The 2,534-nt window shown below is 68.0% G+C and carries 3 protein-coding genes; all 3 read right to left on the minus strand.

Going from position 1 to position 2,534, the window contains the following annotated elements; all coding sequences use genetic code 11:
- Positions 1–258: hypothetical protein (locus HUK84_RS14780; RefSeq protein WP_246285704.1), on the minus strand; the 258-nt coding region annotated here is incomplete at its 3' end.
- Between the two features lie 307 nt (positions 259–565).
- Positions 566–1,636 carry a histidinol-phosphate transaminase gene (hisC, locus tag HUK84_RS14785; protein ID WP_176640966.1) on the minus strand — a complete coding sequence of 357 codons (1,071 nt, stop codon included), beginning with the start codon at positions 1,634–1,636 and terminating at the stop codon, positions 566–568.
- A 163-nt stretch (positions 1,637–1,799) separates the two neighbouring features.
- Positions 1,800–2,351, minus strand: coding sequence for an ankyrin repeat domain-containing protein (locus tag HUK84_RS14790; protein WP_176640967.1), 552 nt, complete (start codon positions 2,349–2,351; stop codon positions 1,800–1,802).
- Positions 2,352–2,534 lie beyond the last annotated feature (183 nt).

A 2,534-nucleotide genomic window follows, 5' to 3' on the forward strand; every position in this document is an offset into this window, starting at 1 on the left:
CCCCTGGCCCTGACCTTGGTCCTGGCCCTGCGCCCCGTCGCCGCGCCCGCGCGGTCCCTGTTCCTTCAGGGCCGGCGCCGCCGCCAGTTCGGCCTCCAATTGCCGGATCCGCTTCTGCACGCTCTCGCGCAGGGTCGGGGCGGTGTGCGACTTCATCGCCGCCAATGTCTCGCGCAGGTCACGCAACTGCTTCTGCTTTTCCGCGTGCGTACGCCGGATCGGCTGGTTGTCGGACATCTGGCCGTGGAATGCGCGCATGATGGTCGTCCATTCAATCAGTAAGTCGTTAGTGAGTACAATCGGTAAAAAACAAACAACGTTCGGCTAGCACACGGGGCCGGGGCCCGAATTGTCACGGATCAAGGCGCGGACTCGTCTCCCGGCCGGCACATGGCGCCGTCCGCGATCGGATGCCCCCCTGCGTCTATAACGCGTCTATAAGGGGACGTGCCTGTCCGGCGTTCCACACGTCTACGCCCCAGAACGTCTACGTCCAGAAACGCCTACGCCCCAGACTACCGCTCCAGACCACGCCCTCCGGACGGCGCGGTCCAGGCTGCGCCGCTCAGACCGCGTTCTGTTTCAGGATGGCGCCCAGCGCGTCGACCAGGATCCCGCACTCCGTGTCGGTCCCGACCGTGATGCGCAGCCACGCCGCGATCCTGGGGGTCCTGAAATGCCGCACGATGATCGACCGCTCCCGCAGGGCAGCGGCCAGAAAGGCGGCATCACGATCAGGATGGCGGACAAACACGAAATTCGCCTGCGAAGGCAGAACCTCGAACCCCAGGTCCCTCAGGCCGGATGTCAGCCTGATGCGTGATTGTATGATCTTTCCCGTGGTCCGTGCAAGCCATTCCCGGTCCGCGATCGCCGCCGCCGCCCCCGCCTGCGCCAGCCGGTCCAGCGGATAGGAATTGAAACTGTCCTTCACCCGGTTCAGCGCCTCGACCAGTTCGGCCTGGCCGATCGCATAGCCCACGCGCAACCCCGCCAGCGCGTGCGATTTCGACAGGGTGCGGATCACCAGCAGGTTCGGAAAATGCCGCACCAGCGGGATCGCGCTGTCCGCGCCGAAATCGACATAGGCTTCGTCGATCACCACCACCCGGTCCGGATGCGCCCGCAGCAGCGTCTCGATCCGCCCCAGCCCCAGCGCGATGCCGGTGGGCGCGTTCGGGTTCGGCAGCACGATCCCCGCGCACGGGCGCAGATAATCCGCCACCTCGATCCGCATCGCGTCGTCCAGCGGCACCGGTTCGTGCGCAATGCCGTACAGCCCGCAATAGACCGGATAGAAACTATACGTGATGTCCGGCGTCAGCAGCGGCCCCTCATGCTGCAGCAGCGCATGGAACGCATGGGCCAGCACCTCGTCCGACCCGTTGCCGACGAAGATCTGGTCCATCTCCACGCCATGGGCCCGGGCGATCGCGGCGCGCAGCCCCTCCGACGTCGGATCCGAATACAGCCGCAGCGTGTCGTCGGTGGCCGCCCGAATCGCCTCCAGCGCCCCCGGCGGCGGCCCATAGGGCGATTCGTTGGTGTTCAGCTTGATCAGGTTCGTCAGTTTCGGCTGCTCGCCCGGCACATAGGGCGTCAGCTTGTGGACGACGGGGCTCCAGAAACGGCTCATGTCAGATTCCGCGGCTCAAACGACCGCTCCTTACTAGAATATCCCGCCCCCCGGCGAAACAGACCAGGGCGAAGCAAACGCACACGAAACAGACCCGGGCGAAACACACCCGGGCAAAACGGGCCCGGACGCAACGGGCCCGGGGCGGATCAGGCCCGGGCGATCAGGCGGGCCGCCGCCGCGGCATCAGCGCCACGATGGCGGCCTGCCCCTGGCGTTCGGCGATGCTCCGCGCGCTGTTGCCCTCGCCGTCGCGCCGGTCCGGATCGGCTCCGCATTCCAGCAGATAGGCCACCATCGGCGTGCGGTTGAACATGGTGGCGAACATCAGCGGCGTCCGTCCCACCAGGTTCGGCGCGTCGATCTCCGCCCCGGCCGCCACCAGCCGCCGCGCCACCGCCACTTCGCCCTTGAAGGCCACGCCGGCCAGCGCCGTCGCCCCCTTGTCGTCGCGCAGATCCACCTGGGCCCCGCCCTCCAGCAGGCACGACACGGTCTCCAGATGGCTGTTGTACGCCGCCAGGATCAGCGCCGGATAACCGCGCCCGTCCCGGATGTCCGGATCCATCCCCGCCTGCAGGAACTGCGCCACCAGGTCGGCCTGCCCGTCGCGCGCCGCGTCCAGAAAAAGCTGGGCAATCTCCTCCGGGCTGTAACGCGGCGTCTCGCCGGGCGGCGGGGCAGGGGACGTATCGTTCGGGGGGGCATCGTTCATCGTAACCTCACCAGGGACCATGCCGGGCGGCTGGTCCCGCCGGCTCTTTCTACACCGACCCTACAACTTGCGGCGCCGCGGCGCGAGGCACCTCCCGTGTGGCGGCGAAATCGCGGCATTCCCCATGGCCCAGCGTCACGAACCGCCCGGGCTCCAGCCCCTCGGCGGCGCAGGCGGCGGCCA

The sequence above is a fragment of the Nguyenibacter vanlangensis genome (assembly GCF_013376155.1).
In the GTDB taxonomy this organism is placed as follows: domain Bacteria; phylum Pseudomonadota; class Alphaproteobacteria; order Acetobacterales; family Acetobacteraceae; genus Gluconacetobacter; species Gluconacetobacter vanlangensis.

What these genes read in the sequence shown, in the direction of transcription:
- hisC (WP_176640966.1), bottom strand. Translation starts at nt 1,636, where the DNA reads ATGAGCCGTTTCTGGAGCCCCGTCGTCCACAAGCTGACGCCCTATGTG.
- HUK84_RS14790 (WP_176640967.1), bottom strand. Translation starts at nt 2,351, where the DNA reads ATGAACGATGCCCCCCCGAACGATACGTCCCCTGCCCCGCCGCCCGGC.